The following is a 24,172-nucleotide window of genomic DNA, read 5'->3' as shown; positions in this document are numbered from 1 at the left end:
TAAAAGAGCTGAGTCCTGACTAGCAACCGATGCAGAGATGACAAACTACGACAATCGGAACTTGCCGGATTTCTGCCTTCAGCGAGAAGGCGAAATGGCTATCGTCGAAGCAGCCTCGGCAATCCAAGATTGTTCGCCGACATTCATCAATTTTGCCGGCTTGCTGCAAAATATAGCTTCGAGGCGGGGAACGGTTGGGGACCGTTGTGCGTCCGTTTGAGAGCGATCCCGCAATTCCTCCGGATCGGCAAGATGCCGATTGAAATGAAGGTTATGTATTAATGCTTGGGTTTTCAAAACGCTCTCAAAAGAAAGCATCGAAAAGTCCGCTGGAGATATTTGATCAATACGAGCAAGGCAAACCAGCGCATCAAAATGCCGTCGATGCCCTTCAGGGATGGAACTGTGCGTTTCCGCCGGAGCTTGGCCTCAACGCCGGCAAGCTGCCCCTTTATGCGGACGATCGCATTGATTGGGCATTACGGACTTTCGGATCGATAGAAGGCAAGACCGTTCTCGAAGTCGGTCCGCTTGAGGGAATGCATACCTATATGCTGCATAGCCAGCGGCCAGAGCGGATCGATGCAATCGAGGCAAACCGCCTCTGTTTTCTAAGGTGCCTGGTTACCAAGCAAATTCTGAACATCGACACCGCCTCCTTTATGCTGGGCGACATTCAGGCGTGGCTGACCGAACGTGAGGAAGCCTACGACTTTGCGCTTGCATCGGGGGTTCTCTACCACATGGCTGATCCCGGCGAATTTCTTCGCATGCTGGCAAAGCGGTCCAATGCGGTTTTCATCTGGACACACTTCGTGCTCGAGGACGCGATGCCCGAGGGCGACGTCCGGTGGCTGCCCTTCAGCGGCAAAGTGGAAACGAAACTGATAGATGGCATTGCGGTGCGCTATTACGAGCGCAGCTACCACCATGCCAATGCCAATGCGTCTTTCTGTGGCGGCATGAAAGACCGGCACTTCTGGATGCACCGAGATGACATATTGATGATGCTGCGCGCATTCGGTTTCAGTGACATTACCATCAGGGATGAAGATCTGAGCCATCCGGGCGGACCCAGCTTCTCGCTGCTGGCGCGAAAAGCGCCGAGCGACACCTGACGAGGTTCGAATGCCAAGGCCCGACATTCGCGATATCGATAGGCATCGCGATACATATGATGCTATGCAGGGTAGAATGAAGCCATTTCATCGTCAATTTCGGTCCTGCCTCGATCGGGCAAAAGCACCGGAGAAGGTCCGTGCTTTTTAATCTCGAATATGATCATGGCAATGTCGTCGAGGGTTATCTGATCCCCGATGGTTTTTCCGACAAGCCGCAAATCAGGGTCTCGGACGCCGACGGCGATCTGATGATGCTCCCGTGCGACCAGCTCAAACAGGCGGTTATCGATTCGGGGCGGCATGAAGATGGTCTTGTCGGGTTCAGGCTCGATACGGCGATCCTGCCCGATCTGGCGGAACGCACATCACTGATGATCCATGACGCCAAATCCGGACTGCTGATCTATCGGCGGCCGCAAGTCGCCAATACCATTCCGTTAAAAGTCGTGCGGCTTGAAACACAGCTGCTGCCGATGGTCAAATTCGACTATCATTGCGGCCGTCACTTTCAGTACGAGCTTTCGTCCGTCGAGCGCTTCGGTCACGAAACAACCCTCCAGGCCTTTCATCTGAACGCCATCCAGTCGATCTATATTAGCGGCCGGCTGTTGATGCGCAATTATGAAGAGTTCCTCGACAAGGGATTCAAGGCTATCGCTCTGCTCACCGATCCCTATTACGAACTTGCCTTGCGGATATTCCTTCTGAAACGAATGGCAAAAACACAGATTTCCTTCTTCGGCGACCGCGACAAGATCATCCTGGCGCCTGCCGCAGAGCATTTTGCCGAGGTAAATCTCGAAGACGAAGCGTCTCTCAAGGCAGCTTTGAAGAAGGCGCCCCAGAGCGTTAGAAACGTCATGGTGTCGCCCGTTACCCGGCAATTGGCGACGACCATACCGGAACAGACCGTTACACGCAGCGATGTCGCCACAGCGATCGACCTGCTGTCGCGCTTTGCGGTTGTCGGGTTCGATACGGACAGCCTCTATTTTCAACAGGCGGTCAGCGAGCTGATCGGAATTTCGATCGACGATTTTCCGTTGCCGCCCAGGCACACCACCCTTGAAGACGTTGCGACGCGGTTGCGTTCATTGCATATTGCCGAGCTTATGCTCGAAGAGGATTTGATTTTCGATCACTATGTGCGTCAGGCGATGAAACCAACCGCGCCCGAACTGCCGGAAACGATTGCAAGCTGAGATGCCGAAGCCAGTCATTGAAGATGTGATAGTTCAGGACTCTCCGCGGGTAAAAACGAGCCGGCATATCCTGCCGTCGCTGTTTCGGCGCAGGCTACCGGCTCAGCGCGCGCGCACCGATCTCGAGGACATCGAATATATACCGGTGCATGATGGCACCGAGCCTGAAACACAGCCGGGCGGCAAGCCGCCGCTAAGACTTATCGGCTTTCTCCTGCTCGTTATCCTGCCTTTCCTGGCGAGCTCGGTCTATTACGCCTTCATTGCTTCGGACCAATACGTAGCAGAGGCACGTTTCGCCGTTCGCGCCGTCTCGGGAACAGGCGATACCGGCGATGCGAGTGACCCCGGCGGAGCCGGCAGCGCTCTCAACATGCGCTCGGCTTCGCAGGATGCCTATGTCGTCACCAGCTTCATCCACTCGACGGAAATCCTCAATCGAATTGGCAAGAAACTCGATTACCGGTCGATGTTCGTCCGGCAGGATGCGGATTTCCTGTCGCGATTTGGTTCGTCGCAATCCGACGAAGAGTTCCTGAAATACTGGAACGATCATGTCAGCGCCTATATCGACGTCACCTCCGGTATCATCACGCTGAAGGTCAGAACCTTCGCACCCAGTGATTCCGTCCAGCTCGCGGACGCGATCATCGAGGAAAGCGAAAAGCTCATCAACGAGCTTTCCGAACGAGCGCGCAACGACATCGTGCAGAGCATGAAGGCTGATGTCCAGAAGAGCGGCAAGGCCTACGGCGATACATTGATGGCCCTCAATCAGTTTCAAAACGCATCCGGCCTTCTCAGCCCGCAGACGCAGGCCAAGAACAGCGGAACGATTCTGACGGGCTTGCTGGCTCAGAAGCTGGAATTCGAAACCCGCCTCTTCGTCATGCGGCAATCCAACGCCCAGAATTCTCCGACCTATCAGCAGCTCAATCTCGCCAAGGACAGCCTCGATGCGCAGATCGAGAAGATGAGATCGGAATTGACGGGTCCCGAGAATGCGAGCCTCGCGAAGGCCCTGCTGGATTATTCCAGGTTAGAGACCGATCGCATGATCGCGGAAAAGCTCTACGAGAGTGCGCAGAAGAACTACGATTCCGTGCTTGCCGAAGCTTTGCGCAAGACGCTCTACATAGCCGTTTTCGTCAAGCCAGTGCTGCCGGGCGAGTCCATTTTCCCGCGCCGCGTCAGCACGCCGCTGATCATATTGCTTGGCCTGATCGTCACCTGGGCGACGCTTTCCCTTATATGGGCATCCGTGGAGGATCACCGGATATGAGCGGGGAAGCGCCATGATCAGCTTCAAGAACGTCTCGAAATTCTTCAAGACGCAAGCCGGCAAGAAGGTCATTCTCGACCATGTGAATTGCGAGTTCGAGTCTGGCTATTCCTACGGCCTTCTGGGTGTGAACGGTGCCGGAAAATCGACGACGATCCGCATGATCGCTGGCACGATGTTGCCGAATTCAGGCAAGGTCAGCAAGAATGTTCGCGTGTCCTGGCCATTGGGCCTGGGTAGCGGCTTCAATGCCCTCATGACAGGGCGGGCCAATGTTCATTTCGTTGCCCGCGCATATGGCGAGGATGTCAGGCGCGTATCCCGTTTCGTCGAAGAGTTCGCCGAACTCGGAGACTATCTCGATGCTCCGGTGCGCACCTACTCCTCGGGGATGAGCGCGCGGCTGGCGTTCGGGCTCTCGATGGCGATCGAGTTCGAATGCTATCTGGTTGACGAGGTTCTTGCCGTCGGCGATGCGAGATTTCAGGAACGCTGCCGTATCGCGTTCGAAAACAGACGCAAGAACTCCGACATCATCATGGTGTCCCACAGCATGAGCATGATCAATACGCATTGTGACCGGGGCATGGTACTTGTCGACGGCAGACTTATCGTCTTCGATAAGGTAGAGCAGGCTATCGAAGCCTATTATAGATTGAACCGGTAGACTATCAGGGATCGACGGCAAGGCCCAATATGGCTCATGATACCGAAAACGCGCCCAAAACGCTTCAGCTCAGTGCGACTGAGCATAGCCGGAACGTGGCCACGAACCTGTCGGTGACCGCACGCAAACTGCGCTTCTCGACATCGCGCCGAAGCCAGCTGTTCAAGGCCGTCGGTCTGCGGCCACGCCCGATGCAGCAGATCATCAGCAAGGCCATCCTGGCATCGACCTTCCTGCTGCTTGTCGTTCCGAATGTCGCTTCAATCTACTATTTCACCCGCGTCGCATCCGATCAGTATCAGTCGGAAACGCGCTTTACGGTGCGAACGTCCACGCCGGCGCTCGGAAGCAACCAGATCACCAAGGTGACCGGCCTGCCACCGGCGCAGATCGTCCAGAACACCCTGATCGTCACCAACTTCATCAAGAGCAAGGACATGGTTGCCGCGCTTGAGGAGAAGGTCGACTTTCAAAAGATCTATGGGAACGATTCGATCGATCGGATTGCACGCCTGAAGAAGGATGCGAGTTCGGAAAAACTGCTCGATTACTGGGAAGATATGGTTTCTGTCAAAATCGACGCGAACAGCGGCATCGTCACGGTCAAGGCACGCGCTTTCACGGCACCCGATTCCCAGCGAGTATTGCGCGAGGTCGTGGCTGCCGCCGAAGTCGTGGTCAACGACGTCAACACCCGCATCTGGCGTGACGTCATCGCGACTGCCCAGGCGAATCTGGACAATGCAAGGAACCAGCTGCAAAAGGCGCGCGATCAGCTTTTGACGGCGCGCAACCAGACCGGAGTCCTCAGCGTCGAGGGATCATCGACCGTTCTTACGAATCTGATCTCGTCGGTGCAGAAGGAGAGGATAGATCTCCAGCAGAAATACGATGCACTGCTCGGAACGGTTTCGGCCGAAGCGCCGCAGATGCGCGTTCTCAAACGCGAGATCGACAGCAAGCAGAAGCAGATCGACGAGCTCAACAGCCAGATCGCGGGGCAGAACAAATCCGAGCAGAATCTTGCAGACGTCTCCGTGGATATGTCCCAGCGTGAGCTGGAACAAAGCCTTGCCGAGCAGCAATTCGCCACAAGCATGAAGACGCTCGAGCAGGTCAAGTTCGTCAGCAAGCAGCAGCTCCTCTATCTCGATACGTTCCTTGCACCAAGCCTGCCCGATGAGGCCGAATATCCACAACGAGCGCTCTGGATCGCTGGTATCTTTGGTGCGACGCTCTTTGCCTGGGGTGCGGCCTTTGGCATCCTCGCAAATCTTCGAAGTCGTCTGGCGTAGCTCGTTACGGAAGCCTCATGCAAGTTTTACGCGACATCGTCTACCAGTTGCTTCCAAGACCGCGGCCATCCGGAGCCCCGATGGAGGATGGCGAACGCGTTGCGAGACGTCTGCTCATTCTGTCGCGCCACCCCAATCCGAGCTTCAGCTACTATCTCGATGAGCGCGCCAAGACGCTGGGCGATATTCCGGTCATCACGAAAGGCCTCGACGATCCGCTTGACGCAATCGATAGCGACGGGCTTTTCGTCATCATCTGCCGCTACATCAAGCAGCCGCAATTGCGTTGGCTCGAGGAAAAGCGAGGTACGCTTGCCGGCGTGGCCTATTTCGTCGACGACGATATTCCTGCCGTCGTGACCGGCAACGAAGCGAGCTGGCCCTATAAATTGAGGCTGATCAAATTGGCCGTCCGCCCGCTGCCACGGGTCAATAGATTGCTGACCCACGTCTGGACCTCCACCGAAACCCTGGCAAGCGCGCTTTCGATGAGAAGCCATCGGATCGATATTCTGCCCCCGCTTCCGGCGGATGCAGCTGATGTTGCGATCAATGGCAAAGATGATGGCGCGGCGCCGACAAGGATGGTCTACCATGCCACCGGCGTACATCGCCGCGAACATGAGTTCCTGATGCCGATCGTTAAAGCCGCGATGGAAAAGCACGGCAATCTGCATTTCGAAGTTTTTGCCGCCGGCCCGCTCGCCCGCCGCTGGGCCCGGCAAGGGATCGACCCAGCAAGAACAACGATCATCGCGCCGCTATCCTGGCCAGCCTATCTCGCAAAGACAACGCATCACCACGCCGACATTGCCCTGGCTCCACTTCTGTCGGGAAAGACGAATGCGAGCCGCTCCGACACCAAACGGATCGACATCAGCCGCCTGCAGGCGGCGGCCATATTTTCCCAATGCCAGACCTTCGAGCGCTGCGCCATCGCCGGAGAGCTCCACATTGGCAACACCGCAAATGAATGGCTTGCTGCTATCGACCTGCTCGTCGGCGATCGCGCGCGCCGGCTCTCTGCTCGCGATGCCACGCGACACTCGATCGAGAGAATGCGGCGGCATGCGACCCCGACATTTCCCGGCATACGTTTTGAACCTCTCAGCGGCGCGGGCTAAAGCTGGAATTTCACAGACAATGCTCCTCCCAGCATGTGGATGAAACCGATATTTCAATGAAACTCAAAATCATACCGAACGCCGACCTTGAACGAGAAACGTCCGCCGATGCGAATTCCAACCTATGGAAGTCCCTCGGGGATGATCCGGCATTCGAGATCAGATTTTCACCCGTCAGAAAGAAGCTGGTCGTCATCCATGTCGTTGCGACCGATGGACCAATAGATCCGAAATTCTATGTCAATCGCGGTCGCGGTTTCCGGGAGAAGGATACGATTTCCCTTCCGGAAGGGCATCACTTCGTCATCACCGCCAACATCGGCTCGGTCGGCTCGATCTGCGCGTTGCGTGCCGATCCAGCCAGTTTCCCGACGACATTCCAGTTCGCCGCCAAGGCCTTTTCATCCGAGAAATCTGCTGAAAGATACATTTCCGGCATCCTTGGCATGGATGCACGAACCAGGCGCATCGATCTCGGCAGGCTGCCTCAATACTGGATGAAACTGCCAAAGCTGCGCCTGGGAAAACGCCCCGCCAACCTCACCGTGCAATATGCCGACGCGAGCTATCGGCTTGCCTCCGAGCTGGCCGCCACGCCGGTATTGGCGACTGCTGGAACCTGGCTCAGCATCGTCGTCCCTGTCTACAATGCTCCAGCCCGCTATCTGGACGATCTCGTCAAGTCGTTCGAAGCGCAGGGTGAAAAAGGTACCGAACTCATCCTAAGCGATGATGGCTCGACATCGCCCGAAACACTCGGATGGTACGAGACCCAGCAATTGCCAGACAATGTCCGCTTCGTGCTCAACGAGCGCAACGGCGGCATTGCGGCTGCCACCAATTCCGGCCTGTCCCATGCGCAAGGGCAATGGATCGCCTTTCTCGATCATGACGATGTGATCGCCCCGCACGCCTTCAAGCTCATCCGGCATACGCTGGAGCAAAATCCGGAGGCGAATTTCCTCTATACCGACGAACTGGTGGTCGACGACGCCTTGAAGCCGACCGGCATCATGTTGAAGCCGGCCTATGATTCCGTACTGCTGACAGGCGTCAACTACATCAACCATTTCTCCATCTACCGCCACAGCCGGCTTCGGGAGCTCGGCTATCTTCGCACAGGCTATGACGGCTCGCAGGATTACGATCTGTTGCTGCGCTATCTGGAGGGCATTCCTGAAGACAGCATCCTACACCTGCCCTATCCGGCCTACTGGTGGCGGCGCAACGGCAGGACCTATTCGCGCACGTTCATGGATGCCGCCACGACGAACGCCAGAAGGGCGTTGACCGAGAGGTTCGAGCGTCAACAGCAGGTGATCGCGGTGGAGAGCGCTCTCACCAAGACCCTGCATCGGGTCGTCTTCGAAGTGCCCAGCGAATGGCCGAAAATCTCGATCATCATTCCGAGCAAGGATAATTTCGATCTGATCTCGCGTGTCCTCGGCGATCTCTTCGAAAAGACGGATTATCAGAATTTCGAAGTTCTGGTCGTCGACAACGGCTCCACGGATCAATCCGTGCTCGATCTCTATGATCATTACCGCCGAAGCGAGCCGCGATTTTCGGCATCCATCACGCCGGAGGCCTTCAATTTCTCGCGCTCGATCAATCGCGGCCTGAACGCCGCAACCGGTGAGCACTATCTGATCCTCAACAACGATGTCGAAGTGATAGAACCGGACTGGCTGAAGGAGATGGCCTCCTGCCTCGCCTATGACAAGACCGGCATCGTTGGCGCCAAGTTGCTGTTTTCAAACGACAAGATGCAGCATGCGGGTGTGGTGATCGGCTTTGGCGGGCTGGCGGGCCACTGGTACATGAACAAGCCGAAGGAGTTCGGCGGGCCGATGAACCGGCTGCATGTGCGCAACACGATGACCTGTGTGACCGGCGCGGCGATGCTGATCTCGGGCGATTGTCTTCGCAAGATCGGTCTCTTCGACGAGGAGAATTTCGCGGTCGCCTATAATGACGTGGATTATTGCCTACGCGCGCACAAGGCCGGTTTTCGCATCGTCTGGACACCCTTCGCCTGCCTTTATCACCATGAATCGCTTTCGCGCGGATCGGACAAATCCGGCGAACGAAGGAAACGGTTCGAGCAGGAAAAACAGAACTTGCGCCGGCTGCACGCCACGCAGAGTTTCATCGACCGCGCGCTCAACCCGGCCTATAGCCGCGACAAGTCGGAGCCTAGGATCGTGATACCGAAGCAACTGCGTATCCCCTCGATGCCATAGCGCGATCTGCGCGCAGTCTTCGTCAGAGTTCAATCAGATCGAGATCTCTGCCAATCTCGCTTTTGGCGATCTCGACCACGCTCGTCTCGTGGGTGAAGAGAACCGTCTGAAAACGGTCGGCCGTTGCGGCAAGAACCCGCAGCCCGGCACGCGCGCGCTCGTCATCGAACGTCTGAAAGATATCGTCGACGATCAGCGGCGCCGGCTCGTTGCGAGCGGCATAATCTTCGAGAAATGCCAGCCGCAGGGCAAGATAGAGCTGATCGCCGGTGCCCTCGCTCAGGCCATCCAGCGGCACGCGTTCGCCGGCCGCGCGTTCTGCCAGCAGCTGCAGTGCATCGCTTTCGTCATGGGCCTCGACAAGACGGGAGAAGCGGCCACCGGTCAGTTGCGAGAACAGCTCACCCGCCCGCGTGATGACGGGATCGGCCTGTTTCTCGCGATAGGCCTCCATCGAGCCTGCCAGCATGCGGGCCGCAATCTTCAGCACGACCCATTGCCGTGCGAGGTCCTTCGCTTCCTGCTCGGCAGAGAGTTTTTCGAAAACCGCATATTCGGCACTGACGCCTGTTTCCAAGGCCTGCCGCTGACGGCGATTCTCCGCCAACCGCGCCGAAAGCTCGCCATGCATGGCGAATTGCCGCTGATCCTCCTCGGTCAGTCGCTCGATATCGAGATCGGCAGCGACTCGTTCGAAGCCGGCGAGCGCGGCGCGCAGATCGTCTTCGGCCCTGCCATCGGCCTGCTGGCGGAAGCGGTCGCGGCTTTCGACGAGCCGGGTGGCAAGACGCATGCGCTCGCGCAGCCGCGAGAGCAAGGCAGACAGATCCTCGACACCGCCCAGATCCGCAGTCAGTTGGTCGAGATCGGCGGCGATGGAGGCAAGGGCAGCTTCCTGGCGCGCCACCAGCCCTTCCCCGCGTTGCCGCTCCTCTTCGAGGCCGTCGCGCTTCTTCAGTTCGCCACGCATGGCGTTGACGCGGGTGTGAAGCGCCTCGGCAGCGGCATCCGCCGGCAGATGGTCCAACTCATAACCGCTATTGGCGCCAAGCGTTGCCAGCCGCCGTTCGAAATCCGCCATGTCGCGCCGCATGCCATTGACGCGACGCAGACGGTTCTCGCGCTCCGCCAGGATATCGGGCAGTTCCTGCCATGCCTTCAGGGCAGCATTCGCCATGTCCAGGGTCGTGTCGGCCGGCAAGCCAAGGAGCTCGACAGCTTTGCCGAACGCCGCGCGCCAGTCGGCATGCTGCCGTTCCAAGGTCTGCTGCTGGTCGTCGAAGCGGGCCAGCCGGTCGCGCGCCGCGCCGATCTCCCCTTCCCGCGTGCGGCTTTCGCTCCAGCGTTCCGAAAGAAGTCGCAGATGCTTGCGCAACCCTTCCGCAATGGCCGCAGGTGGAAGACGGCCGCTCTTGTAGCCTGTCGCCTCGACGATATCCTGAAGCGTGGGCAGGACCCGGCCCTCCGCCAGCGCATTCTCATCCCGTTCATCCAAGAGATCCCGCAATGCCTTGCGCTCGCGCCGCAGCAGCTCCACGCCGCGCCGCCACTCCAGCATCGTCGAAGGATCAAGCGCATCAATGCCGCAGGGTTCGAAAAGAGCCGCGAAGGTTCTCTGCGCGTCGTTCAACGCCCTCTCGAAGCCCTTGAGCCGACCAGAAGCCTCCTCCTGCTCCTGCAGCAGGCGCGCTTGACGCAGGCGATAATCGGCGTGACGCGCGACACGATCGGCGTCGCTTAGTGCGGCATCGGCCAATCGATCGGCCTCGGCGACGCCAACGGTCAATGCCGCAATCATCTTGGCTTCCGGAGCCGCGCCGTCCGACCATCCTTGCTGAATGGAGGACCATTGCGCATCACGGCTTTCGCGCGCAGCGATGATCTGCTCGCGGGTGACGACCGGCCCGGCGCGCGCGGCATCCGCGAGGGTACGCTCTATTTCCGACAACTGCTCATCATAGGTCTGCAGTTTGCCGGCCGCCTCGCGCATCTTCGAGCGAGCGGCATCGATGGCATCGCGATGTCCGGTAATCTCCGTGGCTTCCGGTAGCGGCACCGCGAAAAGCACATCAATATCACCGACCGGTGGCTGCAACCGTCCCGCCGCCTCATTCAGATCGGCTTCGATGCGGCGGATCTGCGTTTCCAGGCCGTCAAGGCGGGCCAAGGCGGAGAGATCACTGCCCAGCGCCTCGAGCTGATCGCTATAGGGTCTCGGATCGATCAGCCGGCCTGCAAGGCTATCCCTTTCCAGCGCTGCAAGCTGCCTGCGCTCGCTCTCGGACTGCTCCGCAAGAGACTGCATCTGCCGCGCAACCTGCCTGCCCTCATCCACCAATTCGGACAGGCGTGCGCGGTCGATGTCGCTCGGCTGCCGCCGCTCCAATTCAATCTCGGCAAGACCGAGACGGCGAGCAAGCTGCGCAAGCGTCGTGTCGTAACCAGCGAGCTCCTGATCGACGCGCGGCAGGTCCTGACGTTGGGCGCGGTAGTTGCCGGTATCGGCAAAGAGCTGGGTGATATCGCCCGACATCTGTAACAGCGCTTCATCGATCTGGATGCGCGACAGGTCATCCTCTGCGCGCACAACAGCTTGCCGTGCTAGACGCAGCTCCTGTTCGCTCGCCTGTCTGTCGCGCAATCTCTGTTCAAGCGTATCGGCAAAGCTGTCCGGTATGGCGGCAAGGTGGGACAGGCCATCGAGCGCCAGGCTTTCCGCATCGATTTCTGATATCAAGGGCTGCAAAGTCTTCAGCCGCTTGAGCCGGTCCAGCGCCTCCCGCGTGCTGCGCCGCTCAGTCTGCAGGCGCTCCAGTTCCGTCTCCAGTTCGGCCGCTTCGGCGAGAAGCTTCTTCCAGTCGCCGGATTTCAGCTCGCTGTCGCGCTCAGCTTTGCGCGCATCCTCATAGCGGTCGAGGGCCTGGTAGAAGCCGCGATCCTTCGAGCGTCTGGCTGCATAGATGCCGTCGGCCTCCGCTTCCAGCGATTGGCGCAGACGGGACAGCCCGGTCAGCCCGGAAGCGGCAGAGAACAACAAGCTGCCGATCTCGCCGCCACTGCGCAGCATGGCAGTCGCGCCCTGCCGCAGTCGCTGCGAATCGAGGCCGAAGGCGCGCTCAAAAACATCGCGGCTCAAATTGCCAAGGAAAGGCGAAAGCGCATCCTCTGCGAGCGGCGTCTCCTTGTCATCCGGCGCCAGAAGCGTCCCCTTGCGACCTCGGCGGCGGCGGAAACTTAAGCGTGCGCCATCGCGTGCGCTGATGTCGGCGCCGATCCGCAAGGTATTCGGTTCATGCAGGAAGCTTTGCTCGGCAGCGGTCGGGAAGCCGAATAGAAGATCGGAGATCGCGCTCAAGGCCGAGGATTTGCCCGCTTCGTTCGGACCATAGATCACATGTAGCCGCGCGCCGGGGCGGAAATCGAGCGCGCGATCGGTCAGCGCGCCATAGCGGAGAATATCGAGCCGGGTAAAGCGCATCAGGCTGCTCCCTGCCCGCGCGCCAGCAGCAATTGCCGCGCCTCTTCGATGAGGGCTTCCATGCTGTCATCCAGCGGCTGCTCGGTCGCGCCGAGACCACCCGGCAGGCGCACGGCGATCTCGTCGATCAACCGACCCGCCTCTGCCGCGATATCGGTATCGCCGGCATGCTCTGCAAGGAGCTGACGCAGATCGAGCGCGCCGTCTGTTTCCGTAACGAATGCTGCTGGCGGTTCCAGCCGCAGCTCCAGCTTTTCCAGCCAGATATCCTCATGCACGCGATGGCAGGCGGCTTCCACCTCGTCGCGCCATTGCTGGCGATTGGCGGCAATCGCGCCATGCTGCGGCGTGACGCCGGAAAGACGAACGCGTAGCGCAGTCATACGGCCATCCATCTCATCCGCCAGAGGCTGTACGGCCTGCTCGACATGCCGCAGGATCGCCGCCTGATCGTCCTCCGGACCGACGACGACATCGGCCTGTGCGAAACGCGCTTCGTCAACGATGAGCCGCTCATGCGCGATCTGGCCGTCTTCGACGGTTACCAGCACCGCCCCCTTGGCACCGCGCTCGCGGATATTGCGACCCTGCAGATTGCCCGGAAAGATGATGAGCGGGTCCTGCGCCACCACTTCAAAGTCATGGACATGACCGAGCGCCCAGTAATCATAGCCGCGCGAGCGCAGGTCATCGATGGAGCACGGCGCATAAGGCGCATGCGGCTCGCGGCCGGTGAGCGAGGTGTGGAGAATGCCGATGTTGAACCAGCCGGAAACGGGTGCAGGATAGGTAATCGCCAGATTGTCGTTGGCGGAGCGTTCGGCAAAGCCCTGGCCGTGCAGTGCCACCTTCAACGCCTCCAGCCTGACGCTGCCCGGCTTGGCCGTCGGAAACTCGTGAACGTTTGAAGGCAACGTGATGGTCTTGGTGATGACGCTTGCCGCATCGTGATTGCCGCGCAGCAGGTAGACCGGAATTCCCGCCCGCTCCAGCCGCGCCATTTCGCGGTTGAAGAACAGACCGATCTTGTTGTCCTTCCAATCGCCATCATAGACATCGCCGGCAATCACGAAGAAATCGACACGCCTTTCGATGGCCAAATCCACAAGCGTCGAGAAGGCCCTGCGGCTGGCTTCGACGAAGACAGCGGCCACGGCGGCATCCTTCAGGGCCAGCCCCTGAAAAGGGCTGCCAAGATGCAGATCGGCGGCATGGATGAAGCTGAACGAGGGCATGGGCTCCGATAGCAGTCAGATATCCGGTCTTTCCCTTGTAAGGAAAGGGAGGCGCTATGAATACCGTGCCGGCTGATTCATCCAATGGTTTCGTGAGGTGGGCCGAGCCTGTCACATTCCTGGGTCACGCGATTGCGATCCTTGATCGCCGATGTGCGCTTGTGGCCCTGTCGGACGGCTGATACTGCCCTATCATCTTGCAAACAAAGGAGAGGAGACATCTCATGAGACATCATGCTTTCGGACGGACGCCCTTTATCGTGACCGATGTCGGCTTCGGGGCCTGGCAGATCGGCGGCGCATGGGGAGATGTCAGCGAGGCCGATGGCCGCGCAGCGCTCAATGCCGCCCTCGATGCCGGCATGACCTTCATCGACACCGCAGACGTCTATGGCGACGGCCGCTCGGAAAAGATCATCGCCGATGTGCTGAAGGCACGCGGCGGCGAGCGCCCGATGGTCGCGACCAAGGCCGGTCGCCGGTTGAACCCGCATGTGGCCGACGGTTATACCAAGGCTAACCTCGAAGGCTTCATCGATCGCAGCCTGAAGAATCTCGGCGTCGAAAGCCTCGATCTCGTGCAGCTTCACTGCCCGCCGACCGAAGTTCTCTACCGGCCGGAGGTTTTTGCCGGCCTCGATGAACTGCAAAAGGCCGGCAAGATTAGGGGATATGGCGTCAGCGTCGAGAAGGTCGAGGAGGCGTTGAAGGCGATCGAATATCCTGATGTCGTCAGCATCCAGATCATCTACAACATCTTCCGCCAGCGGCCTGACCATCTGTTCTTCAAGGAAGCCAAGCGCAAGAATGTGGCGGTTATCGCCCGCGTGCCGCTGGCCTCGGGCCTGCTGTCCGGCAAGATTACCCGCGACACGCAATTTGCCAGTGACGACCACCGCAACTTCAACCGCCATGGCGAGGCTTTCGATGTCGGCGAGACCTTTGCGGGTGTTCCCTTCGAAGTCGGTCTTCAGGCAGTGGAAGAGGTGCGCAAACTGGTGCCGGCAGGTGCCAGCATGGCCGCCTTTGCCTTGCGCTGGATCTTGATGAACGAAGCCGTCACCGTCGTCATTCCGGGCGCGCGCAATGCTGAGCAGGCAAAGGCCAATGCAGCCGCAGCCGATCTGGCGCCGCTCTCGGCCGACGTCATGGCAGCCACGCGCGAAATCTACGAGCGCCTGATCGCGCCGCACGTTCATCATCGCTGGTAAAGGCCATGCTGAGATGGATGGCCGGAACAGGCTTCCGGCTATCCGAAAAGTGTCTTTCGGCAGGCGGTTGAGCATGATCGGCATGCTGCCCGCCCAAGCCGGATGGCATGTGGGAGAAGAAGCCTGCATTTGCGAGCGGGTTGGAGGAGGAATGTCATGAAAGTAGCGCTGGTAACGGGCGCATCTCGCGGCCTGGGTGCCGTGATTGCCCTGCAGCTTGCGGAGGCAGGCTGGGTCGTCGCCGTCAACTATGCGAGCGACACACAGGGTGCCGAAAGGGTCGTCGAGACCATCAGGCAGCGCGGCGGGCAAGCCCATGCCGCTCAATTCAGCGTGATCGAAAGGGAGCAGTTGATCGAAGGTCTGGCGGAGATCAAGACATCGCTCGGTCCGGTCGATCTGATCGTCAACAACGCGACGGGTCCTCAGCCGGAAATGCCGCTCATGGAGCAATCCTGGCGAACCTATCTCGACCAGCTCGAATTCTTCGTCAAGGCGCCGCTGGAATTGCTTCAGGCGGTGCTGCCGGACTGGCGGGCGCGCAAATCGGGCCGGGTCATCAACATCGGTTCCGAGGTAGCCGAGCTCGGCAATCCCAATTTCGGCAACTATGCCTCCGCCAAGGGCGCCATGCTCGCGATGACACGTTCCTGGGCAAGAGAGCTCGCGCCGGAAGGGATCACGGTCAATCTCGTTGCCCCAGGCTGGATACCCGTCGAGCGCCATGCCGGCGCCTCGCAGCAAGCAAAGGACGGCTATCTCGCGCACACGCCGCTTGCCCATTTCGGCAGGCCCGAAGACATTGCCGATGCCGTCGTCTTCCTTGCCTCGAGCAAGGCGGATTTCATCACGGGCCAAAAACTCGCTGTCAACGGCGGCCGGACGCTGCTCTGACTTGGCCAAGGCCCTTTTCTGCGCTGCACATGAGGACCCGCGCAGCTATCAGCCTATTCTGGGAGGCTACGGTTCGGTCGAGCACCCGGATATTGAAAGGGCGCTTTGGCTCTACACCCTTTTCCATCGGGTCAGCATGTGGCGCTGGCTGACGAAGATTGGTGCCGACGCTACAGCTGAAGACGGCTCTGGCGGCCTCATCGGCGATCTGCGCGAAATGGCTGCTGAAGGATAGCGGAGCGAGGAGCGAAAGAGCGTCCGTCCCGATAATCTCAAGTCTACATTGGGCCGATAACCGACATGGCTCGATGTCGCTGGGCCATTCACGGCGCCCCTTCGCGGCGAAGTCAGGATCGTCGAGAACCACTGCCTCCCTTGTCTTTGCTAGGCAAAGGGATGGGCATATCCTAAAAGAGATCGTCAATCATCGTGAGGACTTCATGCCAATGATCATACCCACGACACTTGCCGATTGGCTCTCTGCCGATCGCACCGCCTTGCTCGTCTATGATATGCAGATCGGTATCGCCAGACAGGTCAAGGGATCGGAAGACACCGTCCGGCACATCGCTCAGATCGTCGCGGCTGCGCGCAATGCAGGTATCCGCATCGCCTTTTGCCGTCATCTTTCGCTACCAAAGCCGTGGATGGGTCTGTTTGCGACCCGTATGGCAATGGCGTGGCAGCGCACGGATGATCCGGGCAAGGTGAGACCCTGGTTTCTGCGTGACACTGAAGCCGTCTCGATCGTGCCAGAGCTTCGCCCTCAGGAGCAAGATTTCGTCTTTGACAAGCTCGGTATGTCGGCTTTCGAGGGGACGCCCTTGGAACTTGCCTTACGCGATGCGGGTCTTTCGTCCCTGGCAATTTGTGGCATAGCGATGGAAATCGGCATCGAACCGACTTGCCGTCACGCGGCTGATCTGGGGATCGTTCCAATCCTGATCGAGGATGCTTGCGGCCATGGGGACGCTGAGGCAGCGAAGCAGTCTGTCGATACGCTACGCTTCCATGGGGACACGGTCGTCACGAATAGAGACGAATTTATCTCCGCAATTTCTCGCAGGATTTAGTGTCCACTTCGAGCTTAAAGCAGCCACGACGGCATTGCTGCACGAGGCCATAAAAAAGGGCCCGCTTTCGCGGGCCCTAATCTTGTCCACCGCACGGCGAAGCCTCGCAGCGGGTGAAAACGAATTAGCTGTTGACCGAGTCCTTCAGGCCCTTGCCGGGCGTGAACTTCGGTACGTTGCGGGCAGGAATATCGACCTCAGCGCCGGTAGACGGGTTACGGCCCTTGGTGGCTGCACGGTGGGAAACGGTGAAGCTGCCGAAACCAGCGAGGCGAATGTCGCCGCCCTTCTTCAGTTCGGCCTGGACAGTATCGAAAACAGCGTCGACAGCGGAAGCAGCGTCAGCCTTCGTGATACCGGCCTTCTCGGCCACTGCGGACACGAGCTCATTCTTGTTCATGTTTCCACCCCTTTCTCTGGTATGAAACGACTTATCAGTAAGCGGGGTGCAAATGGAATGCTCTTACCCGCCGCAACCCCAAAAACCCTGCAAATCAAGGAAAAGCAAGCGTTGCCATACGCTTTTCACAAAAAAAGACCGGCAAAAATGCCGGTCTTTTCGTGCATTTGTGTCAATTCGACAGAATTGAGGCGAAGCGCCTCAATGAGCGATGGTCGAACCCACTTCATCCACGCCTTCGACCGTTGCGATCACAGGCGTTTCGACGGTGCCATCCCACTCGATCGGCTCTGGCCGGCGAACAAGCGCATGCTTGATCACTTCACCCATGCGCGACACGGGGATGATCTCCATCCTGTTCTTCACGTTGTCCGGAATCTCCGCCAGATCCTTGGCGTTTTCTTCCGGGATCAGCACCTTCTTGATGCCGCCGCGAAGTGCCGCCAGCAGCTTTTCCTTCAGGCCGCCGATCGGCAGCACGCGGCCGCGCAGCGTGATTTCACCCGTCATGGCGACATCCTTGGAAACCGGGATGCCGGTCATGATCGAGACGATCGCAGTCGCCATGGCAACACCGGCCGACGGGCCATCCTTCGGCGTCGCACCTTCCGGCACGTGCACGTGGATGTCGCTCTTGTCGAAGCGCGGCGGCTCGATGCCGAAATCGACGGCGCGCGAGCGGACATAGGATGCCGCAGCCGAAATCGATTCCTTCATGACTTCCTTCAGGTTGCCGGTCACAGTCATGCGACCCTTGCCCGGCATCAGCACGCCTTCGATGGTCAGCAACTCGCCGCCAACCTCGGTCCATGCAAGACCGGTGACAACGCCGACCTGATCTTCGCGTTCGGCTTCGCCATGACGGAACCGCGGCACGCCCAGATAGTCCGGGACGTTCTCGGCGGTGACGGCAACCGACTTGGTCTTGCCCTTGATGATCTCGGTGACCGCCTTGCGGGCGAGCTTCATCAATTCACGCTCGAGGTTACGCACGCCGGCTTCGCGGGTGTACTGCTGGATGATGACCATCAGAGCGTCGTCGCCGACCGAGAACTCGCTCGGCTGCAAAGCATGCTCCTTGATGGCCTTCGGCAGCAGGTGCCGCTTGGCGATCTCGCGCTTTTCGTCCTCGGTGTAGCCGGCGATACGGATGATCTCCATGCGGTCCATCAGGGGCGCAGGGATATTCAGCGTGTTCGCCGTCGTGATGAACATCACGTCCGAAAGATCGTATTCGACTTCCAGGTAGTGATCCATGAAGGTAGAGTTCTGCGCCGGGTCCAGCACCTCAAGCAGAGCCGAAGACGGATCGCCGCGATAGTCCTGGCCGAGCTTGTCGATCTCGTCGAGCAAGAACAGCGGATTGGACTTCTTGGCCTTCTTCATCGACTGGATGACCTTGCCGGGCATCGAGCCGATATAGGTACGGCGGTGACCGCGAATCTCGGCTTCGTCGCGAACGCCGCCAAGCGCCATACGGACATACTCACGGCCGGTCGCCTTGGCGATCGACTGGGCGAGCGAAGTCTTGCCGACGCCCGGGGGGCCGACGAGGCACAGGATCGGGCCCTTGATCTTGGTGGCGCGGGCCTGGACGGCCAGATACTCGACGATGCGCTCCTTGACCTTGTCCAGACCGAAATGATCCGCTTCGAGGATCTTCTCGGCGTTGTTCAGATCTGCCTTGACCTTCGACTTCTTGTGCCAGGGGATGCCCAGCAGCCAGTCGAGATAGTTGCGCACGACGGTCGCTTCCGCCGACATCGGGCTCATCTGCCGCAGCTTCTTCAGCTCGGCATCGGCCTTTTCCTTGGCTTCCTTCGACAGCTTGGTCTTGGAGATGCGCTCTTCCAGTTCGGCCATCTCGTCGCGGCCTTCCTCGCCGTCGCCGAGCTCCTTCTGGATCGCCTTCATCTGCTCGTTCAGATAGTATTCTCGCTGCGTCTTCTCCATCTGGCGCTTGACGCGCGAGCGGATGCGCTTCTCGACCTGCAGAACCGAAATCTCGCCTTCCATGAAGCCGAGCGCCTTTTCCAGGCGGGTCTTGACGCTGGTGGTCTCCAGCATTTCCTGCTTTTCGGTGATCTTGATCGACAGATGCGAAGCGACGGTATCGGCCAGCTTCGAATAGTCATCGATTTGGCTGGCGGCGCCGACCACTTCCGGCGAGATCTTCTTGTTGAGCTTCACATAGCTCTCGAACTCGGAGACGACCGAGCGGCTCAATGCTTCCAGCTCGACCTGGTCTTCTTCCGGCTCGTTCAGGACGTGGCCGAGAGCTTCGTAGAAGTCTTCGCGGCCGGTATATTCGTCGATCTCCGCGCGGGCACGGCCTTCGACCAGCACCTTGACGGTGCCGTCGGGCAGTTTCAGCAACTGCAGGACATTGGCAACGGTACCGACCTTGTGGATGGCGTCCGGCGCGGGATCATCATCGCTGGCATTGATCTGGGTGACCAGCATGATCTGCTTGTCCGAACCCATGACCTCTTCCAGCGCGCGAATGGATTTCTCCCGTCCGACGAACAGAGGCACGATCATGTGGGGGAAGACCACGATGTCGCGCAACGGCAATACCGGATAGGCAATGCTGTCGTGTGCCGCAGACGTTTTCTTACTCATGTCATTTCCTTTCCGTCGTCCCGTTCCCGGGCTCTCTGCCGGCTTGGGGGGATTTAGCCGGCTCTCTCACTTGGTAAACAAGTGGAGCTTCACACTGCCTATTTCAAGTCACGGGAAACGCCTGCCATAAGGCGGCGATCCCGCGTATTCGCGAGGAGGAACGCAACAACAAAACACCAAAGCCAGACAACTCGAACACTGCCGGCGACGCTAAAATCCGAAGAAAAAACGCCAGGCCCACGCCCTTGCCGCCGAATGCTCCAGAATCATGCCATCATGGCTGCAGCAGGGGCTCTTCACAACCGGTGCCGACGGCGTTCCGATCAGCTTATCCAAGACTTTATCAGCAAACTGCACGATTTTTCAAACAGAAAGGGGCCCGTCGATGACGAGCCCCCGATTCGTGATCATGGATGTGAATCAGGCCGTGGCGTTGGCCTTTTCCTCCTGCCGGTCGGCATAGATGTAGAGCGGGCGGGCAGACCCGCGAACCACTTCCTCGGAAATGACCACTTCGCGCACGCCTTCCAGCGCCGGCAGCTCGAACATGGTGTCGAGCAGGATCTTTTCCATGATCGAGCGCAGACCGCGAGCACCCGTCTTGCGCACGATCGCCCGACGAGCGATTTCGCGAAGAGCGTCCTCGTGGAAGGTCAACTCGACGTCTTCCATCTCGAACAAGCGCTGATACTGCTTGACGAGCGCGTTCTTCGGCTCGGACAGGATCTGGATCAGCGCATCCGCGTCAAGGTCTTCCAGCGTCGCCAGAACGGGCAGACGGCCGATGAATTCCGGGATGAGACCGAACTTCACCAGATCTTCCGGCTCCAGCTCGCGCAGCACTTCGCCGACGCGGCGGTCATCCGGCGCCTTGACGGTGGCGCCGAAGCCGATCGAGGTCTTCTCGCCACGGGCGGAGATGATCTTGTCAAGGCCGGCAAAAGCGCCGCCGCAGATGAAGAGGATGTTAGTCGTGTCCACCTGCAGGAACTCCTGCTGCGGATGCTTGCGGCCACCCTGCGGAGGAACCGAAGCCACGGTGCCTTCCATGATCTTCAGAAGCGCCTGCTGCACGCCCTCGCCCGAGACGTCGCGCGTGATCGACGGATTGTCCGACTTGCGGGAAATCTTGTCGACTTCGTCGATGTAGACGATGCCGCGCTGCGCACGCTCGACGTTGTAGTCGGCGGCCTGGAGCAGCTTCAGAATGATGTTTTCGACGTCTTCACCGACGTAACCGGCTTCGGTCAGCGTCGTCGCATCGGCCATGGTGAAGGGCACGTCGATGATGCGGGCGAGCGTCTGGGCAAGATAGGTCTTGCCGCAGCCGGTCGGGCCGACGAGCATGATGTTCGACTTCGCCAGCTCGACGTCACCGTTTTTCGATGCGTGAGCGAGACGCTTGTAATGGTTGTGAACGGCTACGGAGAGGATCTTCTTCGCCTGCCGCTGGCCGATGACATATTCGTCAAGAACCTTGATGATGTCCTGCGGGGTCGGAACACCGTCACGAGACTTCACCATCGAGGATTTGTTTTCCTCGCGGATGATGTCCATGCATAGCTCGACGCACTCGTCGCAGATAAATACGGTCGGTCCGGCAATCAACTTCCGGACTTCATGCTGGCTCTTACCGCAGAACGAACAATAAAGCGTGTTCTTCGAGTCGCCGCCGTTGCTGCCGCTGACTTTGCTCATATCACTTTCCTTCCAGCACGCCGCCAATTTCCAGATGAAATCGCGGTCCACTCTATGCGCCCGCCGGACCTGCCCCTCGTTTGCAGATCGCGGCGCCCTTCAGGGTACTGAACGCAGGCCAGGCAACAACCGGAACTGCGTGGCAACGAATCCCCCTTCGAATGCCGAATGCTATGTCATAAAAACGCTACATAGCATTAATGCCTACTATTACCGCGTTCCGTTCCACATTAAACCCCTATTCGATCACAAATGGGATAGAACTGTGGCGTAGAAGTCACCGCCCCGTGGATAAATCACGAGGCGCTTTCTCCCTCTATTTCGGTACGCGACGTCAGCACCTTGTCGATCAGACCCCATTCCTTGGCCTCATCCGAGGACATGAAATGATCACGATCGAGCGTCTGCTCGACCTCTTCGTAGGTCCGGCCGCAATGCTTGACGTAAACTTCGTTGAGACGACGCTTCATCTTGATGATATCGCGCGCATGGCGTTCGATGTCCGAAGCCTGGCCCTGGAAACCACCCGAGGGCTGGTGAACCATGATGCGGGAATTCGGCGTCGCAAAACGCATGTCCTTGTCGCCGGCCGCCAGAAGCAGCGAGCCCATCGAAGCGGCCTGGCCGATGCAGAGCGTCGAAACGGCAGGCTTGATGAACTGCATCGTGTCGTAGATCGCCATGCCGGCGGTGACAACGCCGCCCGGCGAGTTGATGTAGAGCGCGATTTCCTTCTTCGGGTTTTCGGCCTCGAGGAAGAGAAGCTGGGCGCACACCAACGTGGCCATATGGTCCTCGACCGGTCCGGTGAGGAAAATGATGCGTTCCTTCAGCAGGCGGGAATAGATGTCGTAAGACCGTTCCCCGCGGTTGGTCTGCTCGACAACCATCGGCACCAGAGCCATAGCTGTATCGACTGGATTTCTCATGTGCGTCCTTTATCAAACTTGCCCCGACGGTGAAAACGCCGGGAATCGGAGTAAAAATCCTTTACTCCTACATAGAGTGTCCCTGCCCTGCACTTCAAGACGGGCGAAAGCATTACGTCAAAAAGCTCTAATGCCCCAGGAGGCGTTGATAAAGCATTTCTAAACACCGCCACGAGAATGCCAAGACGCCTCGGCGCCGCGCCTTTCGCTGCCCACCGCATTTCCCGGTTGCAAGGTGAAGGAAGCATGAAGGCCATGGTGCCTGGCGGAGATCTCCGGCACAGGCAAAATTTACCAACTCATTTAAGGAACTTGCCATCTTATTGGGCAAGGATGAGCCGATCGCGGAAATCGTTGCGCTGCTTGCGCAGGCGGCCCGAAAACAGTGGAGAAGTGTCGATCGTGCTGAATATGACCACAGGCCTGACCATCTGGTGCTCGGAAGCCATCACCCTGGCGACCGTTCTCCTCCTTGCCTGGCGGCATGACCGCAAATCGCCCTTCTATCTGATATGGGCGCTCGGCTTTACCGTCAGCGCAGTCGGCTTTGCCCTGGTTGCGGCTCGCAGCGTCCTCCCCGACATCTGGTCGATCCAGATCGGCAATGCCGTTGCTTTGCTCGGCGAGAGCGCTTGGATCATCGGATTCCGATTGATGGACAAACGGAAGCTGGAATGGTCCGCCTTTTTGCCGCCTGCCATCTGGCTGATCGGCGTGAGCCTTCCCTGGGTCACCGGCAATTTCGTCCATCGCGTCATCGTCTATGATCTTGCCGGTGCCGTCGGCGCGACCCTGCTCGCCTTTGCCGTGCAACCAGGCGACGGCCGGCGCGAACCGGCGCGCGGACAGCTCGGCATCGTCTTCATGGCACTCGCCTGTTTTTGCTTCGGTTCAGCCCTATGGATGGGGTTCATGGCCCCACCGCTGGAACAGGCGATGATCTATCGCGGCTACATGGCGCTCGGCTACGCGCTCATCGTCATCGTTGCCATCGTTTTAAACGGCAAGCTTCTCATGGAACGCTCCGAACGTCGCTGGCGCGCGATTTCCATCACCGATACGCTGACGGGGGTGCTGAACCGGCGTGGACTTCAGGAGAGCTACGAGATCCTTGCCAGCGAAGCGCCGCAGCGGCCGCAGAAACTCGCCGCGCTGCTGTTTGACCTCGACCACTTCAAAAAAATCAACGACCGCCACGGTCACCAGGTGGGCGATACGGTGCTGGTCGAGTTCGCCCGCATCGCCCGCCAGTTCGTGCCGCGCAGCGGCGCATTCGGCCGAATGGGCGGAGAGGAGTTCGTCGCCTTCGTTCCGATAGACGAGCAGTCACAGGCCGAAGCGCTGGCGGAAACCATCCGTGCCGATTTCTGTCGCGTGCCGCTGCTTGCCGGCCGCTCCCTGGTGCCGGCCACAGTCAGCATCGGCGTTGCGATCATGCCGCGCGACACCGTCAGCTGGGACCGGCTGATCTCCTTCGCAGACCGCGCGCTCTACGCCGCCAAGCGCGCAGGCCGCAACTGCACCATCGTCTTCAACGAAATGGAGACCACAAGGGCGGTCGACGCCGCGCCCGCGGCGGATGAAGGCGATTTGGTGCCGACGCTCGAAGACCAGATCCACGCCTTGCGCCGCATGGGCACGCTCGCCAGGATGTAATCCGCTTATCCGGCACGCCTCCATCCGGTTGCCCTTAGCACA

Annotated in this window: 18 protein-coding genes; 12 read left to right on the top strand and 6 right to left on the bottom strand. The window is 59.2% G+C overall.

Features of this window, described 5'->3' with window-relative positions; genetic code table 11:
* The first annotated feature begins 281 nt into the window (after positions 1-281).
* The 7 genes from ACIQWP_RS15185 to ACIQWP_RS15155 all read left to right on the top strand — a co-directional run bounded on the left by ACIQWP_RS15185 (position 282) and on the right by ACIQWP_RS15155 (position 8,934).
* Entirely contained in the window at positions 282-1,118 is an 837-nt protein-coding gene (locus ACIQWP_RS15185) for a class I SAM-dependent methyltransferase (RefSeq protein WP_402788524.1), read from the top strand.
* 140 nt (positions 1,119-1,258) lie between these two features.
* Positions 1,259-2,323 (top strand): hypothetical protein, encoded by a 1,065-nt coding sequence (locus ACIQWP_RS15180; RefSeq protein ID WP_402788522.1) that lies wholly within the window; start codon positions 1,259-1,261, stop codon positions 2,321-2,323.
* A 1-nt stretch (position 2,324) separates the two neighbouring features.
* On the top strand, positions 2,325-3,605 hold the full coding sequence (locus ACIQWP_RS15175; RefSeq protein ID WP_402788520.1) for a capsule biosynthesis protein: 1,281 nt from the start codon (positions 2,325-2,327) through the stop codon (positions 3,603-3,605).
* A 13-nt stretch (positions 3,606-3,618) separates the two neighbouring features.
* Entirely contained in the window at positions 3,619-4,272 is a 654-nt protein-coding gene (locus ACIQWP_RS15170) for an ABC transporter ATP-binding protein (protein WP_402788518.1), read from the top strand.
* 113 nt (positions 4,273-4,385) lie between these two features.
* Complete coding sequence (locus ACIQWP_RS15165) at positions 4,386-5,567, top strand: capsule biosynthesis protein (RefSeq protein ID WP_402788516.1); 1,182 nt, start codon at positions 4,386-4,388, stop codon at positions 5,565-5,567.
* Between the two features lie 17 nt (positions 5,568-5,584).
* Entirely contained in the window at positions 5,585-6,691 is a 1,107-nt protein-coding gene (locus tag ACIQWP_RS15160; RefSeq protein ID WP_402788514.1) for a hypothetical protein, read from the top strand.
* 56 nt (positions 6,692-6,747) lie between these two features.
* Positions 6,748-8,934 carry a glycosyltransferase family 2 protein gene (locus ACIQWP_RS15155; protein WP_402788512.1) on the top strand — a complete coding sequence of 729 codons (2,187 nt, stop codon included), beginning with the start codon at positions 6,748-6,750 and terminating at the stop codon, positions 8,932-8,934.
* Positions 8,935-8,956: 22 nt separating this feature from the next.
* Here the strand turns inward: ACIQWP_RS15155 and ACIQWP_RS15150 are convergent, their stop codons facing one another.
* Both ACIQWP_RS15150 and ACIQWP_RS15145 read right to left on the bottom strand, forming a co-directional pair.
* Complete coding sequence (locus ACIQWP_RS15150; RefSeq protein WP_402788510.1) at positions 8,957-12,412, bottom strand: AAA family ATPase; 3,456 nt, start codon at positions 12,410-12,412, stop codon at positions 8,957-8,959.
* Complete coding sequence (locus tag ACIQWP_RS15145; RefSeq protein ID WP_402788508.1) at positions 12,412-13,647, bottom strand: exonuclease SbcCD subunit D; 1,236 nt, start codon at positions 13,645-13,647, stop codon at positions 12,412-12,414. The genes ACIQWP_RS15150 and ACIQWP_RS15145 overlap by 1 nt, the downstream gene beginning before the upstream one ends.
* Before the next feature lie 224 nt (positions 13,648-13,871).
* Between ACIQWP_RS15145 and ACIQWP_RS15140 the strand changes: the two genes are divergently transcribed.
* From ACIQWP_RS15140 to ACIQWP_RS15125, 4 genes are all read left to right on the top strand, one after another.
* Entirely contained in the window at positions 13,872-14,858 is a 987-nt protein-coding gene (locus tag ACIQWP_RS15140; RefSeq protein WP_402788506.1) for an aldo/keto reductase, read from the top strand.
* A gap of 156 nt (positions 14,859-15,014) precedes the next feature.
* Positions 15,015-15,752, top strand: a complete 738-nt coding sequence (locus ACIQWP_RS15135) for an SDR family oxidoreductase (protein ID WP_402788504.1) — start codon at positions 15,015-15,017, stop codon at positions 15,750-15,752.
* A gap of 1 nt (position 15,753) precedes the next feature.
* Positions 15,754-15,987: a hypothetical protein gene (locus ACIQWP_RS15130; RefSeq protein ID WP_402788502.1), complete on the top strand. Its 234-nt coding sequence runs from the start codon at positions 15,754-15,756 to the stop codon at positions 15,985-15,987.
* Between the two features lie 73 nt (positions 15,988-16,060).
* The gene (locus tag ACIQWP_RS15125; protein ID WP_402788500.1) at positions 16,061-16,825 is read left to right on the top strand and encodes a cysteine hydrolase; all 765 of its coding nucleotides are present in this window, start codon (positions 16,061-16,063) and stop codon (positions 16,823-16,825) included.
* Positions 16,826-16,949: 124 nt separating this feature from the next.
* On the opposite strand, the gene hupB is transcribed toward ACIQWP_RS15125, so the two are convergent.
* The 4 genes from hupB to clpP all read right to left on the bottom strand — a co-directional run bounded on the left by hupB (position 16,950) and on the right by clpP (position 22,474).
* On the bottom strand, positions 16,950-17,225 hold the full coding sequence (hupB, locus tag ACIQWP_RS15120) for a DNA-binding protein HupB (protein ID WP_015339480.1): 276 nt from the start codon (positions 17,223-17,225) through the stop codon (positions 16,950-16,952).
* 201 nt (positions 17,226-17,426) lie between these two features.
* Positions 17,427-19,847: an endopeptidase La gene (lon, locus tag ACIQWP_RS15115; protein WP_402788497.1), complete on the bottom strand. Its 2,421-nt coding sequence runs from the start codon at positions 19,845-19,847 to the stop codon at positions 17,427-17,429.
* 420 nt (positions 19,848-20,267) lie between these two features.
* The gene (clpX, locus tag ACIQWP_RS15110; protein ID WP_015339478.1) at positions 20,268-21,545 is read right to left on the bottom strand and encodes an ATP-dependent Clp protease ATP-binding subunit ClpX; all 1,278 of its coding nucleotides are present in this window, start codon (positions 21,543-21,545) and stop codon (positions 20,268-20,270) included.
* A 296-nt stretch (positions 21,546-21,841) separates the two neighbouring features.
* Positions 21,842-22,474, bottom strand: a complete 633-nt coding sequence (clpP, locus tag ACIQWP_RS15105) for an ATP-dependent Clp endopeptidase proteolytic subunit ClpP (RefSeq protein WP_004122396.1) — start codon at positions 22,472-22,474, stop codon at positions 21,842-21,844.
* Positions 22,475-22,876: 402 nt separating this feature from the next.
* On the opposite strand from clpP, the gene ACIQWP_RS15100 reads away from it, so the two are divergent.
* On the top strand, positions 22,877-24,130 hold the full coding sequence (locus ACIQWP_RS15100; protein WP_402788494.1) for a diguanylate cyclase domain-containing protein: 1,254 nt from the start codon (positions 22,877-22,879) through the stop codon (positions 24,128-24,130).
* Positions 24,131-24,172: the final 42 nt, after the last annotated feature.

Source organism: Rhizobium sp. NPDC090279 (genome assembly GCF_044769665.1).
GTDB lineage: Bacteria > Pseudomonadota > Alphaproteobacteria > Rhizobiales > Rhizobiaceae > Rhizobium.
Note: the sequence above shows the minus strand (reverse complement) of the source record. Positions and strands in the feature narration are given on the sequence as shown.